The organism is Pacificibacter maritimus (assembly GCF_003814915.1).
GTDB classification, from domain to species: Bacteria; Pseudomonadota; Alphaproteobacteria; order Rhodobacterales; family Rhodobacteraceae; genus Celeribacter; species Celeribacter maritimus.
Map to the genome: position 1 here is coordinate 273,513 of NZ_RKQK01000004.1, position 18,724 is coordinate 292,236.

The following is an 18,724-nucleotide window of genomic DNA, read 5'->3' on the forward strand; positions in this document are numbered from 1 at the left end:
AAACGCTGCCTTGCCCAAACAATCAACCCGTTACAGGTTGAAAACCCGCGAAGGGTGCACCTCGCCTGACCTGTAAATACCCACCGCTACTGGCTGACCTTCGAAGGAAACCCAGACTTCATCGCCGAATTCCGCGTTGCCGTTGTAAACCATGCCTGGATTCCCGTTGCGCAGTTTAGCAGCGCCTTCGGGCGTTGCGCGCAACTCTTCTAAGCTGCCCAACCCCTCGCTGACGGGCAAGAGATATTCATCTAGCTTTTCGGTTTTTGCTAAGTCGTTGATGACGTCGATTGTCACACCATCATCAGTTTCCCAAGGGCCAGACCATTCGCGACGCAGCCATTCAACGTGAGCGAAACAGCCCAAAGCTTCACCTAAATCCCGTGCGATAGAGCGAACATAGCCACCCTTGCCGCAAGTCATTTCTAAAAGCACATGATCCGTATCTGTACGCTCTATGACGAGCATCTCATCGACATATAAAGGTCGCGCCGCGATTTCAAAATCTTCGTCGTCACGTGCCAACTTGTATGCACGTTCGCCATCAATTTTCACGGCAGAAAATTTTGGGGGAACCTGCATGATGTCACCAACGAACTGCGGCAAAGCGGCTTCGATGTCAGCGGTGCTCGGGCGCAGGTCGCTTTCGTTAACCACTTCGCCTTCTGCGTCATCTGTGTTCGTCGCTTGACCCAAGCGTACAGAAAAGCGGTAGCATTTTAACGCGTCGGTAATGTAAGGCACGGTCTTTGTCGCTTCGCCCAAGGCGACGGCCAAAAGGCCAGTTGCTTCGGGATCAAGTGTACCAGCGTGACCTGCTTTTTGCGCATCCATTGCCCACTTAACTTTGTTCACGACTGCGGTGGATGTCATGCCTGCAGGTTTATCAACGATCAACCAACCATGTAGGGCGCGGCCTTTTTTAGTCCGAGCCATTATTCCGTGCCGCTTTCTTCATCTGTGTCAGGTTTGTTCAGATCGCGTTGAATGCGTTCGTCTTGGAACAGTTTTCGCGTCGCATCCATGCGGTCGAATGTGTCATCCAATTCAAACCGTAATTCTGGAATATGACGGATGGTCAATGCTTTTCCGATGTGGTGCCGAATAAGCCCCTGACGTTTGCGCATAGCAGCCAAGGCTTCATCAGCGCCTTCACCACCTAGCGGTAGAATATATGCGGTGGCGATACGCATGTCGTTTGTTACGCGCACCTCACCTACAGTGATCGACAGTGATGAGATCGCTGGATCATGAATTTCACCGCGTGCAAGCATCTCAGACAAACGTCTGCGGATAGCTTCGCCAACGCGAAGGGTGCGGTGCGAACCATTTTGTCCGCCTGAATTTGTACGTTTAGCCATGATAGCGAAATAGTATTGATTGCACTGCGTTGCAAGCGAGGCTTTGCCAAAGCTGCAAAGGCAGGGTAAACCTCGGCGCAAATTTATGCATAGGAGCACCCAAATGACCAATCTTCCCGGTATCGTAATCACTGGCGCATCTGGACGTATGGGGCAGATGCTCATCAATACAGTGTTGGCATCCGACAAATGTAAGCTTGTGGGTGCTGTTGAGCGTGTTGGGCATGACTGGATTGGTCAAGATGTCGGGCTCGCCATGGGGGGCGCGAGCAATGGGATAACCGTGACGGATGATGCACTTGAGGCGTTTTCAAAAGCACAGGCGGTTATCGACTTTACAGCGCCCGCAGCAACAGTGGCCTTTTCAGCATTGGCAGCGCAGGCAGGCTGTGTCCATGTAATTGGCACTACAGGTATGAGCGATGAAGATATCACCAAATTGGGTGATGCGGCAAATCATTGTACGATCGTCCGTGCTGGCAATATGTCGTTGGGCGTGAACCTTTTAACGAAATTGACCAAGATGGTTGCTCAAGCCTTGGATGCAGATTTTGATGTTGAAGTCGTCGAGTCCCATCACAACCGCAAGGTGGATGCGCCCTCAGGGACAGCTTTGATGTTGGGCGAAGCCGCAGCCGAAGGACGCGGTGTTAAACTGTCAGAGGTTACGGATTCTGGCCGTGATGGCATCACAGGCGCACGCAAACGTGGGGATATCGGGTTTTCTGCAATCCGTGGCGGCGATGTTGTGGGCGAACACGATGTCATGTTTCTAGGTGATGGTGAGCGAATCGTTTTGCGTCACGTGGCCTCAGACCGATCTTTGTTCGCCAAAGGCGCTGTAAAAGCGGCGCTTTGGGGGCAAACGCAAAAACCCGGTGAATATGACATGATGGATGTTCTGGGCCTCTAAAGTCTACTTTCTGAATCTAAATTTAAACTGTTTTTACGTCTTAAGCGTATTCTCCTTTGAATGATTAAAAGGAGAGATAGATGCTTCGCGTATTCGTTGTTTTGTCGCTACTTTTGAGCTCAGCCCCAGCTGTATCTCAATCCTTGGAACGTGTTTCATCTGTTGAAGGCTTCGTCGAAACCGTCGAAGGGCGAGAATTGACGCGGTTAGGGATCAAGCTCACAGTCTCCCCATCAGGCGACATTCGTGGCCACGCTTTTGGTAAACCTGTTGTCGGAACATGGCGTTGGCAAGACGGCTACTTTTGTCGTGATCTTTATTTTGGTGACGAAAATTTAGGTCCAAATTGTCAACTGGTATCAGCGCATAAAGACACTATCAGATTTACATCTGACCGTGGTGCTGGCCAATCGGCAGGCTTCAAACTGCGATAAGAAAACACCTAGAAATCAACAGCGATTCCTTTTTTCTCATAGTCGCCATAGCGTACGGGCTCTGGTCCGTCCCGCCCGCCAAGTTCAAGTGGCATGGCTTTAAGTTCGGCGTCGCGTTTCATGCGGCGCTCTTCGGCTTCCGCCAGTGCGCGCTGCGCTGCGGGGGGAAGTTCGCTTATATCACGGGTTACATTCGGTGAAGTGTCATCTGACATCGGTAAATCCTTGTTCGGTTCACAAGAGTGATATACGACGCAAAGCCATGAAAACAAGTTCTTCAAAAGACGCGGGCCTTGATGCGCGCCGCACCGCCCTTGCCCTGCTGGATGCAGTGACCATCGAAAATCGTTTGCTGTCCGAAGTGCTGCCTGCAAAAACGGCGCGCCTCGAGCCAAGTGATCGCGCACGTGCGCAACGGCTGGTGACTGAAGCTTTACGTGTTTTGGACCGGTGTGACCGTATGCTCGGGCCGCATTTATCGAAACGCCCTGCGCCGCATGTTATGAATGCGCTGCGCTTAGGGGTGTATGAAATTTGCGGAGCTGGCGAAGCGTCACATGGTGTGGTCAATTCCTACGTGTCCTTGATGCAAGAGCGCCAAAAATCGAGCCACTTTAAGGGGCTGGTCAACGCTGTTTTGCGCAAAGTCGTAGATGAAGGTGCGAAGTGGGATCGTCTGCCTGCACCTATGTTACCGAAGTGGTTGCGAAAACCACTGTTGGCTGACTACGGAAAAGAGGTAGTTGTCGCAATCGAGGCGGCTCACGCTCAAGGTGCGCCTTTGGACGTGACGCTGAAGAACACCAATGTGGATACACTGATGGCGCTTTCTGCAGACCTATTGCCAACAGGCAGTCTGCGGGTGCCAAATGTATCGCAGGTCACCAAGTTGGCTGGTTTTGAAGATGGCGATTGGTGGGTGCAAGATGCTGCTGCCGCTTTGCCAGCGCGTATTTTGGCACCGCAAAAAGGTGAACGCATCTTGGATATGTGTGCCGCGCCAGGTGGCAAAACCATGCAAATTTCAGCCGCTGGCGCTGAAGTGACGGCTTTGGATATCTCGGAAAGTCGCATGAAGCGCGTGGTGGAAAACCTGCAGCGCATGTACCTGCCTGCGATCCCTGTTGTCATGGATGCGCTCGAGTATGAAACTAAGGATCTGTTCGATGCAATTTTGCTGGATGCGCCTTGTACCGCAACAGGGACCATTCGCCGCCACCCTGATTTGCCCTATGCAAAGGACGGTTCTGACTTTCCGGGCTTGTTTGAGTTGCAAGAACTTATGATTGATCGGGCTTTGTCTCTTTTGAAGCCCGAAGGGCGCTTGGTCTATTGTACGTGTTCGTTGCTGATCGACGAAGGTGAAGAGCAAGTGCGCGATGCACTGGCGCGTCATCCTGATCTTCGCGTTGACCTTGAGGCTCTAAAGATTCCGGGCGTTGATCCGAACTGGATTGGCCCTGAAGGGTTGCGCACACGGCCTGATTTCTGGCCTGAAGCGGGCGGTATGGATGGATTTTTTGTAACGCTTTTCCGCCGCTCATAATTTTTGCCGAAAATCTTCGATGACAGTCTTGGCCTGAGGTTGTATCACTTGAACGAATAAGAACACGTTGAGCGAAACAGGGCGAGGCAGGCCTAGAATGTCCCAATCCGAAGACTGGCGCGCACAGATGACACGCCGCATGAACAAGTTTCATGCGTGGCGTGCCACGCGTGGACCAGCTGCAACGGGGTTTCGATGGCAGCCAGAACCAAAGTCGATGGGTTCTTTCGCCAAGGGGCGCCAATTAATTGCAGGGAATTATTTATTCGCAGGTCAGCTGATTGAGGCACCCCAACATTCAATCTGGACGTTAGAAGGCAGCTCGACGGCCTTCGTTGAAGAAATTCAAGGGTGTACATGGCTTGATGATTTGGCCGCGGTAGGCGATGCCAAAGCGCGTAAAACTGCACAAGATTGGATGACAGACTGGGTTCGCCTATATGCCAAAGGCGGTGGGGCAGGATGGACGCCAGACCTGACGGGGCGGCGACTTATTCGCTGGATCAACCATGCCTTGTTTTACCTATCGGGACTTGATGTCGACACATCAAAGGCGTTTTACAAAACACTTGGTCATCAAACGGTTTTTCTATCAAAACGTTGGCACACCGCATCGCAAGGCCTTGCGCGTTTTGAAGCTTTGGCAGGACTTATTTACGCAGGTTTGTCACTTGATGGAATGGCAAACCATGTCGGGCCAGCCGTCGAAGCTTTGGCCGCAGAGTGTGTTGACAGCATTGATGCAGACGGGGGCTTGCCCACGCGCAATCCCGAGGAGCTGCTAGAAGTTTTCACTCTTTTGACATGGGCCGCCGCCGCCTTATCAGAAGGGGGCAGAATCGTCGATGAAGCGCATTCCAATGCCATCGCGCGAATCGCGCCTACCTTACGCGCTTTGCGTCACTCTGATGGTGGGCTGGCGCGGTTTCATGGTGGAGGGCGCGGGCTAGAGGGGCGTTTGGATCAAGCCTTGGCCAGTTCGGGCAATACGTCACGCCCCGATGATACTTTGCACATGGGGTATTTGCGTCAAAGCGCTGGACGCACGTCGATTGTTACAGATGTCTCAGCCCCGCCTGCCCGCGAGAATTCTTTTAACGCCCATGCCTCCACTTTGGCCTTTGAACTCACATCAGGACGTCGGCCTTTGATCGTGAATTGTGGGGCAGGGTCTAGTTTTGGTGAGGATTGGCGCCGCGCTGGGCGTGCTACGCCGTCACATTCTACACTTGGCGTTGAAGGTTTCTCGTCCTCTCGTCTTGGGCCAAAGCGTTTGATCCGCGGCCACCTGCGCGAACTGTTGATCGACACGCCGCGCGACGTGCGTTTGGAAATGAGATCAAGCGATTTGGATGTCGGATTCGTTGCGGCCCACGATGGATATCTATCGACGCACGGTCTGACGCATATTCGACAAATAGATCTTTCAGCCGATGGACGCGGCATCGCTGGCGAAGATACCCTTGCCACCATTACGCGCGCCAATGAGCAGCAGTTCGATAAGATGATGGATAAACGCAAGCTGCAAGGTATCCCATTTCACGTACGGTTCCACCTGCATCCTGATGTCGATGTCGAGCTGGACATGGGGGGCGCTGCGGTGTCGATGGCGCTTAAATCTGGTGAAATTTGGGTGTTTCGCCACGACGGTCAGGCAAAACTAAGCCTAGATCGGTCGGTTTATCTGGAAAAAGGGCGATTAAAGCCCCGCGCAAGCAAACAAGTGGTTCTATCTGCCGTCGCAATGGATTATGCGACGCGCGTCCGTTGGACTCTGGCAAAGGCACAAGAAACGCCGACAACACTGCGAGATCTCGAACGAGACGACGACATTATGACCTGATCTAAATTGTGGTCTGGCTTGCTGGATCACCCAAATGACTGCCAATCTGGGGACTTCTAAATGACCGATCTCTATCCTGTGCGCCGCGCACTTCTTTCTGTTTCTGACAAAACGGGTCTTGTTGACCTTGGTAAGGCGCTTGCCGCACGCGGTGTGGAGCTGCTGTCCACTGGCGGGTCAGCTAAAGCTCTGCGCGACGCTGGTTTGGATGTGAAAGACGTGGCCGAGGTCACAGGCTTTCCAGAAATGATGGACGGTCGTGTGAAAACACTTCACCCCAAGGTTCACGGCGGCCTCTTGGCCCTACGCGATAACGATGACCACGTTAAAGCAATGGCCGATCATAGCATACTCGGCATCGACCTATTGGTTGTGAATTTGTACCCATTTGAGGCAGCTTTGGCGCGTGGCGCTGAATACGATGAGATGATCGAAAACATCGATATCGGTGGCCCAGCGATGATCCGCGCTTCTGCGAAAAACCACGGTTTTGTAACGACTGTGGTCGACGTTGAAGACTACGATGCCTTGCTGGAAGAACTTGAAACGAATGATGGTCAGACTTCATATGCCTTCCGTCAAAAACTCGCACAAATCGCCTATGCGCGCACAGGCGCTTACGATGCGGCGGTTTCCAACTGGATGGCTGATGCTTTGGGCGAAACCGCTCCGCGTCGTCGTGCTTTTGCAGGCACCATCAAGCAAACTCTGCGCTATGGTGAAAACCCACACCAGTCTGCTGCTTTCTACACAGATGGCTCAAACCGTCCAGGTGTAGCAACAGCAACCCAGCATCAAGGCAAAGAACTGTCTTACAACAACATCAACGACACAGACGCGGCGTTTGAGCTGGTCGCGGAATTTGATCCAGCTGAAACAGCTGCCGTTGCCATCATCAAGCACGCCAACCCGTGTGGTGTGGCGAAAGGTGCGACGCTGCTTGAGGCATATAAAAACGCGTTCGATTGTGACCGCACATCCGCGTTTGGTGGCATCGTTGCCCTAAACAAAGAACTGGATGCTGAAACAGCCGAAGCGATTGTTGAGATCTTTACCGAAGTTGTGATTGCGCCCGGTGCGACTGATGAAGCAAAAGCAATTTTTGCAAAGAAAAAGAACCTGCGCTTGTTGACCACTGACGGCTTGCCGAATGTTTTGGAAGCTTCACACACCGTGCGCCAAGTGGCTGGCGGTCTATTGGTGCAGAACAAAGATGCAGGCTTTGTTGATATGGATGACTTGAAAGTCATGACCAAAAAAGCGCCAACACCTGAGCAAATGAAAGATCTATTGTTTGCATGGAAAGTCGCTAAACACGTCAAATCTAACGCAATTGTTTACGTGAAAGATCAAGCAACAGTTGGTGTTGGTGCTGGCCAAATGTCGCGCCTTGATTCTGCGTTGATTGCAGCGGCAAAATCAAAACGTATGGCCGATGCAATGGGCTTGGATGAGCCTTTGACAATCGGTTCTGCTGTCGCGTCTGATGCGTTCTTCCCATTTGCGGATGGCTTGTTAGAAGCTGCTGCTGCTGGCGCGACCTGTGTGATCCAGCCTGGTGGCTCAATGCGCGACCAAGAAGTCATCGATGCGGCTGACGAAGCGGGTATTGCGATGGTCTTTACCGGCATGCGCCACTTCCGCCACTAATCTAAGTTAGGACCAAACATGCGCACCACTGCTCTGACTGCTTTCATCATTTTTGTGATCGATCAGCTTTCGAAATGGGTGGTGGTGCATGCATTCAACCTGCGTTCAGTGGGGGAAATCGAAGTGTTCCCCCCGTATCTTGTGTTTCGTATGGCGTGGAATACAGGCATCAATTTTGGTCTGTTTTCACAATATGCGACTATGCTGCGCTGGGGCTGGGTGGCTTTGGCGATCGTTATGTCAATCTGGGTGTTGTCGTGGGTGCGTCGAGACCAGTTCGGCAAAACGGGTATGATTAGCGCAGGTCTGTTGGTCGGCGGGGCCTTGGGGAATGCAATTGACCGTATCCTGTACGGGGCTGTTGCTGATTTTCTCAACATGTCGTGTTGCGGGTTTGCCAATCCGTATTCGTTCAATGTCGCCGACATATCTATTTTTGCAGGCGCTTTTGGCCTTATTCTTTTCACAGGCGAAGCGAAAAAGCCTACGTGACCTTATCGCGGTCTTGCGTTAGAAACAGTTTACGAATGGGCCAGAGGTGAGCAATGTTGCATCGAACTGAAATGAAAATGGTGATCTGTGCGGCGCTTGTGATGACAGTTAGCGCCTGTTCGCCTAAGGCAAACTTGACGCCGAACTCAGATGGTGTTGGTCCCGATGAATTCGCCATTTCGGTGGCTAAACCTTTGGAGGCGCCAAATAGCTTTGCCAGCCTTCCGACCCCAACACCTGGTGGCAGCAATCGCACCGATGCGACACCAAAAGCGGATGCTGTGGTTGCTTTGGGTGGACGTGTACCTACGCAATCAGGCGCCGATGCGGGGATTGTGACCTATGCATCGCGTTACGGTGTCGATCCTGCGATCCGTTCTGATCTCGCTCAGGCTGATCAGCGCTTTTTGAAACGCAAGTCTGCGGCCCCAAGGTTTCCATGGACTAAAAACCTATACGAGCGCGCGTACCGTCGCCTTGCTTTAGACCCGTGGAAAGAGCTTGAGCGCTTGCAAGCCAAGGGCGTTTCCGTGCCCTCTGCCCCCTCGCAGCGCTGACCTGTGATCACGTCCCCGTCATGACCTATTGCCCTTAGTCCTTTCAAGCGCAACTATGTGCACAACAAAGGTGTAAGGGAACGGCATGAAATCTCTTTTGAGTATTATTGTTCTGGGGCTAAGCGCGCCAGCGCTGGCGGCGGATGTAACAAACTTCGAGCTCGAAAATGGCATGGATGTGGTGGTGATCGAAGATCACCGCGCCCCCGTGGTTGTTCACACGGTCTGGTATAAAGTTGGTGCAGCAGATGAGGTTGCAGGCAAAAGTGGTATTGCGCATTTTCTAGAACATCTGATGTTCAAAGGAACTGATACCCTTGATGCTGGTGAATTATCTGCCACGGTGACGCGCAATGGCGGATCCGACAATGCCTTCACAAGTTGGGACTATACGGCCTATTATCAGCGTGTAGCCGCAGATCGTTTGCCTCTCATGATGGAAATGGAAGCCGATCGTATGCGCGGTTTGCAAATGACCGAAGATGATGTTGCCACAGAACGCAATATTGTCCTCGAAGAGCGCAATCAACGCACCGATAGTGACCCAAGTGCGCTGTTTCGAGAGCAAATGCGCGCAGCACAGTTCCTAAATCACCCTTATGGAACGCCGATCATCGGATGGCGCCATGAGATCGAGCAACTTAACCGTGATGACGCTTTTGCTTTCTATCGCCAATATTACGCGCCGAATAATGCGATTTTGGTTGTTGCTGGGGATGTTGACCCGCAAGAGGTCAAGGCGCTGGCCGAGACCCACTATGGACCAATAGAGCCAACCGTCGATTTGCCCGAACGCATGCGCCCGACGGAGCCACCTCAACTTGTTGAACGCCGTATGACGATGATCGACCCGCAAGTGTCTCAGCCCTACATGACGCGCAGCTATCTAGCGACAGAACGCAATCCTGGTGATCAATCAGAAGCTGCCGCGTTAGAGGTGTTAGCAAGCCTTTTGGGCGGTGATGGTGCAACATCTTATTTGGGGCGAAAGCTGATGTTTGACGATCCAAAAGCGATTTTTGTGTCTGCTTTCTACAATGGCGCATCGCTAGATATCGGATCATTTGGTCTGGTCATCGCGCCCGTTCCTGGCGTGTCGTTAGAAGATGCTGAAATCGCTGTCGATGATGCTATTGAAACATTTCTGTCTGAAGGTGTGGATCTAGAACAATTCGAACGCCTCAAAACGCAATTGCGCGCATCACGGATCTATCAACTTGATAACGTGGAAAGCTTGGCGCGCCGCTACGGCGCAGAATTGACCATCGGTTTGTCGATTGATGATGTGCAGTCTTGGCCTGATGCTTTGGAGGCCGTGACGCCCGATGATGTGATGAAAGCTGCGCAGCGGGTATTCGACAAATCGAATTCTGTTACAGGTTTCTTATTGCCAGATGAAACATCTCAGGAGGCAGGCGAATGAGACAGATATTCAAACCTATTCTAGGCGCAGCCTTGCTTTGTGCCAGTCTTGTCAATCCTGCGGTCGCAATGAATGAGGTGCAAGAAGTTACATCTGATTCGGGCATCACAGCTTGGTTGGTCGAAGATCATACAATTCCGTTCACGGCTTTGGAATTGCGTTTTAGGGGCGGCACATCCTTAGACCGTGAAGGCAAGCGTGGCGAAATCAACCTCATGATGGCGACCTTGGAAGAAGGCGCGGGCGATTTAGATGCACAGGGTTTCGCCAAGGCGCGCGACAGTCTCGCGGCAGGATTTACATTCGATTCTTATGCCGACAGTGTTTCAGTCTCAGCCAAATTCCTCACTGAAAACCGCGACGAAGCCATGGCTTTGTTACGCACAGCTTTGTTAGAGCCCCGCTTTGACGAAACTGCGGTGGATCGCGTGCGCGGGCAGGTTGAATCAATCATTCAATCCAATATGACATCGCCCAATGATATCGCTTCAAAGGCCTTGAATGCGCAGGCCTTTGGGGATCACCCTTACGGGACCTCAAGCAATGGCACCTTTGAAACGGTCGCCAGCTTAACGCCAGACGATATGCGCACGGCGCATAAACGCGCCTTAGTTAAAGATCGTCTCTATGTGGCCGCTGTTGGCGATATTACTGGGTCGGAGCTTGCGATCTTGCTCGATAAATTGTTGGGAGACCTGCCTGAGGGCGGCCCCGATCTACCAGAACAGATCACACCAAATTTGCAGGGTGGGATCAACGTTATCCCATTCGACACGCCGCAATCTGTTGTCATGTTCGGGCATTCGGGTATCCCCCGCGATGATCCCAACTTCATCCCAGCCTATATTGCAAACGAAATACTAGGCGGTACGCGCGAGTCGCGTTTGATGCAAGAGGTGCGTGAAAAGCGGGGTTTGACCTACGGTATCGGGGCTTATCTTGTCCCCTATGATCATTCCGAAGTGGTCTTGGGGCAGTTTTCGTCCAGCAATTCCGTCGTGCGTGAATCTATTGATGTGGTCCAACAAGAATGGGCGCGCCTCGCACGTGAAGGTGTGTCTGCAGCGGAACTTGAAGCGGCTCAGACTTACCTGACAGGCGCCTACGCGCTGCGGTTTGACGGTAATGCGCCGATTGCCAGCATTCTAGTCGGTATGCAAATGACTGGGCTAGAGCGCGACTATATCTTGCATCGCAACGATCTCATCAACGCGGTGACTGTGGATGAGATCAATGCTGTCATTCAAGATCTCTACAAGCCCGACGAATTAACTTTCTTTGTTGTTGGGCAACCCGAAGGCCTAAAATCTGAATGATTTGCGCATGGTCGAATCGGAGGAGTTCATGCTATTTCTAGTAGTATGAACTCTACAGACCTCAATATAAGCCAACCCGCCACGCCGCAACGCCCTGTCATTCGCCAATTGGATGAGGGGGCAATCAACCGTATCGCAGCGGGCGAAGTGGTTGAACGCCCCGCCTCTGCGGTTAAGGAACTGGTTGAAAACGCCATCGATGCTGGCGCGCGCCGCATCACGGTTGACTATGCGGACGGGGGGAAAACCTTAATCCGTATCACGGATGATGGCTGTGGGATGACGGGCGATGATTTGCCCTTGGCTTTGTCGCGTCACGCGACATCGAAGATCGATGGGTCTGACCTGCTAGACATTCACACGTTTGGATTTCGGGGCGAAGCCTTGCCTTCGCTTGGCGCTGTTGGGCGTCTTAAAATCACCTCACGGGCCGAAGGTCATGACGGGGTGACTTTATCTGTTTCTGGTGGTCATATCGAACCGCTCAAACCCGCCGCATTGACCAAAGGCACAGTGGTTGAGCTGCGCGATCTGTTTTTCGCCACGCCTGCGCGCTTGAAATTTCTGCGCACAGACCGCGCTGAAGCGCAGGCCATTTCTGATGTGGTCAAACGCTTGGCCATGGCAGAGCCATTTGTCGGGTTCACGCTGCGCGATGTGTCTGGTGGTGGCGAAGGGCGTGTAACGTTTCGTGCGGACCCGCAATCTGGTGACATGTTCGATGCGTTGCATGGCCGTTTGGCGACTGTCTTGGGAAAAGAATTCGCGGAAAACGCATTAGCGATTGATAGCGAGCGTGAAGGTTTACACCTGACAGGCTATGCTGCCTTGCCGACATACTCACGTGGTTCATCTGTACAGCAATTCTTATTCGTGAATGGTCGGCCTGTGCGCGACAAGCTTTTGCTTGGGGCGTTACGTGCAGCTTATTTCGATTTTCTCAGCCGTGATCGTCACCCTGCAGCATGCCTGTTTATTGATGTTGAACCGCACCGTGTGGACGTAAACGTGCATCCCGCCAAATCAGAAGTGCGTTTTCGCGAACCTACACAGGCGCGCAGTCTAATTGTATCAGGTCTGCGCCGCGCTCTAACCGAAGCGGGTCATCGTGCTTCTACCACCGTGGCGCAAGAGACATTGGGTGCTATGCGGCCTCAAGGGGCTGGCGCGATATCAAACTCCGCCGATCAGCCCACGGATGAAACACCGCGCATCTATCAAATGGACCGCCGTGGTCCCTCTGGTTATTCCATGCCGCCGCGCCCTTCGAACGATTCAGTGCAGTCCAGCTATCAATGGCAAGCGCCCAATCATACGGAGGTTCGGGGCTTTGCGGAAATGTCGTCTCCGTCTGCGCGCGTTGAGGAGGGTGCCGAAAACCCTGTCGCAGAAGCGCTGCCCCTTGGTGCCGCGCGCGCTCAGGTGCATGAAAACTATATTATAGCGCAAACTCAATCAGGTATCGTGATCGTAGATCAGCACGCCGCCCACGAACGACTTGTCTACGAAAAGTTGAAAAAACTGATGGCAGAAAATGGGGTTGCGTCGCAGGCTTTGCTGATCCCTGAAGTGATTGAACTGGGTGCCAATGATGCGCAGGTTTTGCTAGACTTGGCGGATGATTTGGCAGGGCTTGGGTTGGTGATCGAAGCCTTTGGTGGCGGTGCGATTGCCGTACGTGAAACACCTGCTATTTTGGGGCGTGTTGACGCCAAAGCGATGATTATGGATGTTCTGGATGAACTGGCCGATTTGGGTGACAGTCAGACAGTACAGGCCCGTATCGAAGCTGTGTTGTCGCGGGTTGCTTGTCATGGGTCAATTCGCTCAGGGCGCTGGATGCGGGGTGAAGAAATGAATGCACTGCTGCGCGAAATGGAAAGCACGCCGCATTCAGGCCAGTGCAACCATGGGCGTCCTACCTATGTGGAATTGAAGTTGTCGGATATTGAACGATTGTTTGGACGGACATGATGGATTTTTCTGACCCTCAAATGCAACAATACCTTTTGATCGGCGGCGCGATTTTTGCTGCGCTTATCTTGTTGATGCTATGGTCTGTTGTGCGTGGCACGGCGCGCGCCTCTGAGCGCATGATGGCCTTGGGGCAACGCGTGGAACAGCTTTCGTCTGGCCAAGACCATCTGGGTGGCAGCCTCAACAATGTCGCGCAAAACCAAGCCATCGGCCAAACCCAACTGACCAATATGATGGAACAGCGTCTTGGCGAAGTGCAGCTTAATTTGCATGAAACGCTCGCCAAGTCGCAGCAACGCACAGGTGAAAACTTGGCGCAGATGCAGCAACAAATGTCTGACAATCTGGCGGCTCAACAACTGAAACTGCAAGAAAACTTGTCGCAAATGCAGGTGCGCACCAATCGATCGATTTCAGAGTTGCAAGAAAAGATGGGCCAAAGCTTGATGGGGAACGCCAAGCAAACGGCCACCTCATTGACCTCGCTGCAAGAACGGTTGATGACCATCGACAAAGCGCAGGCCAATATCGAAAAGCTGTCGGGCAATGTTCTGTCGTTGCAAGATATCTTGTCCAACAAGCAAACACGTGGTGCTTTTGGGGAAATTCAGCTCAACGACATCGTCGGGAAAGCCTTGCCCAAGGACAGTTACACGCTGCAAGCAACCCTATCGAATGGCAAGCGTGCCGACTGTTTGATTCATTTGCCAAACCCGCCGGGATCTATCGTGGTTGATAGCAAATTCCCGCTGGAAGCTTATGAGGCCTTGCGCCGCGCTGAGACGCAATGGGATGTCACGGAAGCGGCCAAAATGATGCGTACGGCTGTTAAAAAACACCTCAATGACATCTCGACCAAATACATCATCGAGGGCGAAACCGCCGATGGCGCTTTGATGTTTTTGCCGTCAGAAGCGGTCTATGCCGAGCTGCATGCCAATTTTCCCGAATTGGTCCGCGAAGGCTTTGATAAACGGGTTTGGATCGTATCGCCCACAACATGCATGGCCACGCTCAACACCATGCGCGCCATCTTGAAGGACGCCCGTATGCGTGAACAAGCGGGCTCTATTCGCAAAGAATTGGGACTATTGGCTGGCGATGTTGATCGCTTGGGCACGCGTGTGGGCAATCTGGATCGTCACTTTGGGCAGGCAGCGAAAGACATCGAAGATATCAAAATTTCCGCTGAAAAAGCAGGGAAGCGTGCACATCGTTTGGATCATTTTGATTTCGAAGAATTGGCCGCTGACACCGAAACCCCTGCTGCGGCAGGTGTCGTGCCTCTCGTACCAAAACCTTAGCGCGGCTTGATTGAGCGAATTTATGGGATGGCATGCGCTTCAATGATCGTTGTCTTTGGGTCAACTTATGCTCAAGACTGAGGCATGATAGATTCCAAACACACCCCGACAGCGCTTATTCTTGTTCTTTGGCTTGCAGGCGTCTCTGCCGCAGGACAGTTTGCGAAAATCACAGTCATTCTGCCCGACCTAGGGCAGGCATTTGGGGTGCAAGGGGCGGCCCTTGGTCTGCTGCTGTCACTGATTTCGGCGATCGGATTGGTCTGTGGGCTATTCGCTGGCGCTTTGGTTGGGCGTATGGGGCCGAAAGGATTGCTGATTGGTGGCTTATGTTTCGGCGCAGCGATATCGTTGCTGCAAAGTGCTCTGCCAGACTACCCCCTGTTTTTGGCCAGCCGATTGCTTGAGGGCATTTCGCATTTGTTGATCGTCGTTGCCGCGCCCACTGTGATCGGGCAGATTACCCCCCTACGGCACCGTGCATCCGCTATGACCTTGTGGAGCAGCTTTTTTGCAGTCTCCTATGCGGTTTTCGTTTGGGGTGGTGTGCCCTTGGTGGCTGCCTTTGGAATTCCCGTTTTCTTTTGGCTACACGCGTTGACCATGATCGTGCTGGCTGGGTGTTTGTGGCGGATGTTGCCGCATGACGTCATCTCGCGTGGCTCTGAACGTCTTACACTGAGCAACGTTTGGGCGCGCCATATCTCGGCTTATAGTTCGCCGCGGATCATAGCCCCTGCGGCAGGATGGTTGTTTTACGCTGCGGGGTTTGTGGCTCTCGTGACTGTGATGCCCGCCTATTTCATCGATGCATTGCGTCAAAGCCTAGCGGGGTTCTTGCCCTTGGTGACAATGATCGTGTCAATGACGATCGGGCTTGTTTTGGTGCGGCGCTATTCGCCCGTGCCCGTTGTTATTTCTGGCTTTCTTTTAGCTGTCTGTTTTTCAATGTCATTGTCCATCGGGGCGCCTATTGAAATCGCAGGTATCTGTATTTTAGGTGCTGCTGGGCTGGTTCAATCGGGCAGTTTTTCTTCGATCCCTGTTTTAAACGCCGATCCGCAAGAACAGGCCTTAGCCAATGGGGCCATGGCGCAGATGGGCAATGTAGGCAATATGATCGGCACACCAATTTTGTTGGCCTTGACGCAAATGTTCGGTCTTGCTGGCCTGATAGGGTTTGCCGCGACAGCTTTTGCGGGCGGGGCGTCCATGCATCTTTGGCTCGCGTATTTGCGGCGCAAAGCGCTGTGATTTCAGGTCTGGGTGGATCAAAATAAAAGAGCCGCTCAGTTTCCTGAACGGCTCTTTTATTAAAAGCTGCTGAAGCTTAGCCCTGACGGGCTTTAAAGCGGCGCTGCGTTTTGTTGATCACATACACGCGGCCTTTACGGCGTACGATGCGACAATCGCGGTGCCGGTTTTTCAGCGAGCGGAGTGAGTTGCGAACTTTCATGTCCAGTCTCCTTATCGCGGCGCCTGCGTGCGCCTGTGTTAAAACCATTCTAACGGAACGATGGTGGGTATAACAAGGTTCGAACTTGTGACCCCTTCGATGTCAACGAAGTGCTCTACCACTGAGCTATACACCCATTTTCGTCCACGGGAGTGTCACGCCCTGTTCGTTTAGGCCGATTGGCTTGAACGAACAAGACGTGGGCAGTTCCCACGTCAGTCCGAGCGCGTATAAAAGGAGTCGGAGCATTGATCAAGGGCTTTTGGAAAGGAAAATCGATTGCTATAGTTTTCTTTGAAAGGACCGCATCATGAGCACAGTGCCATATCGGCTTTACAGACCGCAGAAACGGCGGTCGTTCGTCGTGTTTTCTTCGCCTCATAGCGGGTGCTATTACCCTGCAGAGATGTTGGAAAGGTCTGTATTAGACCCAATAACGTTGCGATCTTCCGAAGATGCCTATGTTGATGTGCTTTTTGAAAATACTCCCAAATATGGGGCAACATTTTTAAGCGCAGTCTATCCACGCGCTTGGCTTGATTTGAACCGTCACAGTGATGAACTTGATCCTGCGGTGATCGAAGGTGTGTCGATTCGCCAAACGAATGCGCGTATCCTGTCTGGATTGGGTGTGATTCCACGCGTCGTGGCCAATGGACGATCAATTTACAGTGGCAAAATCACCCGCGCGCAAGCTGATATGCGAATCGCTCAGATTTGGCGACCCTATCATTTGATGCTGGAAACGTTGTTACATGAAACCAAAACCTTGTTTGGGCAGTCTCTATTGATCGACTGCCATTCCATGCCACGAGAGGCGCTGCGAAATATCAAAACGGCAACAGGTCGGACACCTCAGATCGTGATCGGGGACCGTGAGGGGACATCGGCAAGTGCGGATTTAGTGCGAGATGTCGAAGCGGCCTTTAGAGCAGAGGGTTTTGAGGTTCTGCGCAATATTCCTTTTGCTGGGGCCTATGTGTGCAAGCAATATGGCCATCCCGCAAGAAATCAGCACTGCATTCAGGTTGAGATTGATCGGTCGCTCTATATGAACGAAAAAACACTGGAGCGAAGTGCCGATTTTGAGGACGTTAAGTCCGCGTTGGGGCGTGCGGCACAAACTATTGCAGCATTCGATGTGGGGCGCGTACCGCTTGCGGCCGAGTAGAGTAAGGCGGTGATAGCGCTATAGCGCACGCCCTTTGATAATTGCGTCTTTACCAAATTTTCGCCTGATCTCGTCCCGCGCTTTTTCGGCATCGGCGCGCTTAGATGCATTCGGGTCAAGCAAGTCAGCGTGCGCTTCGGTTTTATCTGCATCTTCGAGCGTACTTATGCCAACGCCAATCAGTCGAAACGGTCCTTCCACGATGGCTTTGTCCAGCAGGCCACGCGCGGTGCGGTAAATCTGATCGGCCATGTTTGTTGCTTGCGGCAATGTTAGGCGACGGGTGATTGAGCTGTGATTCGAGCGCTTGAGCTTGAGAGTCACCACGCGCCCTGCCTGCGCTTCGCTCTTCGCCCGATCGGAAACCTGTTCTGATAGGCGCCAAATGTGCTTGTCTAGGGTGCTCATCTCTTGGGTGTCGACGTTAAAGGTCGTTTCTTTTGAAATCGACTTCACACTGTCACGGTCTGAAACGCGGCGCGCATCTTGTCCGCGTGCAAGATACCACAAACGGTCACCCAGTGCGCCAAACCTCTGGATTAGGTCGTCTTTGTCCCAGCGGCGTAGGTCTGCAAAAGTTTCGATACCTGATTTCGCCAAGGCCGCTTGAGACACTTTGCCGACACCCCAAATCAGCTTAACGGGCTTGTTGGCTAGAAAAGTTTCTGTTTCAGACTGCCCGATCACAGAAAATCCACGCGGTTTATCGAGATCAGATGCAATTTTCGCCAAAAATTTATTGTGGCTCAATCCAATTGAACCTGTCAGACCCAGCTCTGTTTGCATGGATTTGACTAGGCGGGCCAGCATCACCGCAGGCGGGGCACCATGCAAGGTAGTTGTGCCGCTGAGATCTAAAAACGCTTCGTCCAATGACAAGGGTTCCACCTTTGGTGTCAACTCGTCCATCATTTGGCGAATGGCTTTTGAGGCTTCGGAATAGGCCGCCATACGCGGCTTTACGACCACGGCTTCGGGGCAGAGCTGTAGCGCTTTGAACATCGGCATGGCCGAGCGCACCCCTTTGATCCGCGCAATATAGCAAGCCGTTGATACCACCCCGCGGTGACCGCCGCCAATAATCACAGGCTTATCGCGCAATTCAGGATTGTCACGTTTTTCAACAGAGGCAAAAAACGCATCGCAATCCATGTGAGCAATGGAGAGATCAAAGAGTTCAGGATGTGAAAGCGTGCGCGGACGACCACAAGACGGACACCTGATGCCCGTTTCGAACGTGTAAAAACAATCGCGACACAGTCTGGGCATGGCGTCTCATTT

18 protein-coding genes and 1 tRNA gene are annotated in these 18,724 nt (G+C 52.6%); 13 read left to right on the forward strand and 6 right to left on the reverse strand.

All coding sequences use genetic code 11. The annotated features are described in order from the left end of the window. Window positions 1–30: 30 nt before the first annotated feature. Window positions 31–936, reverse strand: coding sequence for a tRNA pseudouridine(55) synthase TruB (gene truB / locus EDD53_RS12835; protein WP_123793874.1), 906 nt, complete (start codon window positions 934–936; stop codon window positions 31–33). After that, window positions 936–1,361, reverse strand: a complete 426-nt coding sequence (rbfA, locus tag EDD53_RS12840) for a 30S ribosome-binding factor RbfA (RefSeq protein WP_123793876.1) — start codon at window positions 1,359–1,361, stop codon at window positions 936–938. The genes truB and rbfA overlap by 1 nt, the downstream gene beginning before the upstream one ends. A 103-nt stretch (window positions 1,362–1,464) precedes the next feature. Here rbfA and dapB point away from each other — a divergent pair, with 103 nt between their 5' ends. Both dapB and EDD53_RS12850 read left to right on the forward strand, forming a co-directional pair. Then, window positions 1,465–2,274: a 4-hydroxy-tetrahydrodipicolinate reductase gene (dapB, locus tag EDD53_RS12845; protein WP_123793878.1), complete on the forward strand. Its 810-nt coding sequence runs from the start codon at window positions 1,465–1,467 to the stop codon at window positions 2,272–2,274. An 80-nt stretch (window positions 2,275–2,354) separates the two neighbouring features. After that, window positions 2,355–2,708 carry a dihydrodipicolinate reductase gene (locus tag EDD53_RS12850; RefSeq protein ID WP_123793880.1) on the forward strand — a complete coding sequence of 118 codons (354 nt, stop codon included), beginning with the start codon at window positions 2,355–2,357 and terminating at the stop codon, window positions 2,706–2,708. Between the two features lie 8 nt (window positions 2,709–2,716). Here EDD53_RS12850 and EDD53_RS12855 read toward each other — a convergent pair whose 3' ends face one another. Further along, complete coding sequence (locus EDD53_RS12855; protein WP_123793882.1) at window positions 2,717–2,923, reverse strand: DUF1674 domain-containing protein; 207 nt, start codon at window positions 2,921–2,923, stop codon at window positions 2,717–2,719. A 47-nt stretch (window positions 2,924–2,970) separates the two neighbouring features. On the opposite strand from EDD53_RS12855, the gene EDD53_RS12860 reads away from it, so the two are divergent. The 10 genes from EDD53_RS12860 (at window position 2,971) to EDD53_RS12905 (ending at window position 16,070) form a co-directional block, all read left to right on the forward strand. After that, on the forward strand, window positions 2,971–4,254 hold the full coding sequence (locus EDD53_RS12860) for an RsmB/NOP family class I SAM-dependent RNA methyltransferase (protein WP_123793884.1): 1,284 nt from the start codon (window positions 2,971–2,973) through the stop codon (window positions 4,252–4,254). A 97-nt stretch (window positions 4,255–4,351) separates the two neighbouring features. Next, the gene (locus EDD53_RS12865) at window positions 4,352–6,097 is read left to right on the forward strand and encodes a heparinase II/III family protein (protein WP_123793886.1); all 1,746 of its coding nucleotides are present in this window, start codon (window positions 4,352–4,354) and stop codon (window positions 6,095–6,097) included. A gap of 60 nt (window positions 6,098–6,157) precedes the next feature. Beyond that, window positions 6,158–7,747, forward strand: coding sequence for a bifunctional phosphoribosylaminoimidazolecarboxamide formyltransferase/IMP cyclohydrolase (gene purH, locus EDD53_RS12870; RefSeq protein WP_123793888.1), 1,590 nt, complete (start codon window positions 6,158–6,160; stop codon window positions 7,745–7,747). 18 nt (window positions 7,748–7,765) lie between these two features. Further along, the gene (gene lspA, locus EDD53_RS12875; RefSeq protein ID WP_123793890.1) at window positions 7,766–8,239 is read left to right on the forward strand and encodes a signal peptidase II; all 474 of its coding nucleotides are present in this window, start codon (window positions 7,766–7,768) and stop codon (window positions 8,237–8,239) included. 53 nt (window positions 8,240–8,292) lie between these two features. Next, a complete protein-coding gene (locus EDD53_RS12880) occupies window positions 8,293–8,796 on the forward strand; it encodes a DUF3035 domain-containing protein (protein WP_246002390.1) in 504 nt (167 codons plus the stop codon). An 85-nt stretch (window positions 8,797–8,881) separates the two neighbouring features. Beyond that, the gene (locus EDD53_RS12885) at window positions 8,882–10,219 is read left to right on the forward strand and encodes a M16 family metallopeptidase (RefSeq protein WP_123793892.1); all 1,338 of its coding nucleotides are present in this window, start codon (window positions 8,882–8,884) and stop codon (window positions 10,217–10,219) included. Continuing rightward, a complete protein-coding gene (locus tag EDD53_RS12890) occupies window positions 10,216–11,535 on the forward strand; it encodes a M16 family metallopeptidase (RefSeq protein WP_123793894.1) in 1,320 nt (439 codons plus the stop codon). Before EDD53_RS12885 ends, EDD53_RS12890 begins: the two co-directional genes overlap by 4 nt. Before the next feature lie 45 nt (window positions 11,536–11,580). Then, complete coding sequence (gene mutL, locus EDD53_RS12895) at window positions 11,581–13,509, forward strand: DNA mismatch repair endonuclease MutL (RefSeq protein WP_123793896.1); 1,929 nt, start codon at window positions 11,581–11,583, stop codon at window positions 13,507–13,509. Continuing rightward, window positions 13,509–14,816 (forward strand): DNA recombination protein RmuC, encoded by a 1,308-nt coding sequence (locus EDD53_RS12900; protein ID WP_246002391.1) that lies wholly within the window; start codon window positions 13,509–13,511, stop codon window positions 14,814–14,816. The genes mutL and EDD53_RS12900 overlap by 1 nt, the downstream gene beginning before the upstream one ends. Window positions 14,817–14,900: 84 nt before the next feature. Continuing rightward, the gene (locus EDD53_RS12905; RefSeq protein ID WP_123793900.1) at window positions 14,901–16,070 is read left to right on the forward strand and encodes an MFS transporter; all 1,170 of its coding nucleotides are present in this window, start codon (window positions 14,901–14,903) and stop codon (window positions 16,068–16,070) included. A gap of 76 nt (window positions 16,071–16,146) precedes the next feature. On the opposite strand, the gene ykgO is transcribed toward EDD53_RS12905, so the two are convergent. Then, entirely contained in the window at window positions 16,147–16,272 is a 126-nt protein-coding gene (gene ykgO / locus EDD53_RS12910; protein WP_039685556.1) for a type B 50S ribosomal protein L36, read from the reverse strand. Between the two features lie 61 nt (window positions 16,273–16,333). Continuing rightward, window positions 16,334–16,408 (reverse strand) — tRNA-Val (locus tag EDD53_RS12915). A 174-nt stretch (window positions 16,409–16,582) separates the two neighbouring features. Between EDD53_RS12915 and EDD53_RS12920 the strand changes: the two genes are divergently transcribed. Continuing rightward, window positions 16,583–17,443 (forward strand): N-formylglutamate amidohydrolase, encoded by an 861-nt coding sequence (locus EDD53_RS12920; protein WP_123793902.1) that lies wholly within the window; start codon window positions 16,583–16,585, stop codon window positions 17,441–17,443. 18 nt (window positions 17,444–17,461) lie between these two features. Here EDD53_RS12920 and EDD53_RS12925 read toward each other — a convergent pair whose 3' ends face one another. Then, complete coding sequence (locus EDD53_RS12925; RefSeq protein WP_123793904.1) at window positions 17,462–18,712, reverse strand: DNA polymerase IV; 1,251 nt, start codon at window positions 18,710–18,712, stop codon at window positions 17,462–17,464. Window positions 18,713–18,724 lie beyond the last annotated feature (12 nt).